Source organism: Stenotrophomonas sp. A3_2 (assembly GCF_036624925.1).
Taxonomy (GTDB): Bacteria; Pseudomonadota; Gammaproteobacteria; order Xanthomonadales; family Xanthomonadaceae; genus Stenotrophomonas; species Stenotrophomonas hibiscicola.
Genome location: NZ_JAZKVY010000376.1, coordinates 1 through 348, shown reverse-complemented (window position 1 = coordinate 348; position 348 = coordinate 1). Strand labels below are relative to the sequence as shown.

Sequence of the window (348 nt, the reverse complement as noted above, 5' to 3'; positions counted from 1 at the left end):
ATTGCCCGGCCATTCATAGCTTTGCAGCGCCACCATGGCGTCGGCGGCGACATCCGGGGTCGGCACGCGGCGCTCGCTTGCATAATGCGCGACGAAATGATCGACTAGCGCGGGAATATCCTCGCGCCGCTCGGCCAGGCTGGGGATGCGGACGGGAACGACGTTGAGGCGGTAATAGAGATCCTCGCGGAACCGCCCCTCGGCAATTTCGCGGGCAAGATCGCGCGCCGTCGCCGAAACCACCCGCACATCGACGCGCACCACCCGCTGCCCGCCGACGCGGGAAAAGCTCTGCTCGGTCAGCACGCGGAGAATTTTTCCCTGGGTCGCGATCGGCATATCGGCAAT

The 348-nt window shown here is 65.2% G+C and carries 1 protein-coding gene; it reads right to left on the bottom strand.

What is annotated here, in order from left to right:
- On the bottom strand, positions 1 to 348 hold a 348-nt coding region (locus R5H29_RS22165), incomplete at both ends, for a sigma 54-interacting transcriptional regulator (protein ID WP_332329868.1).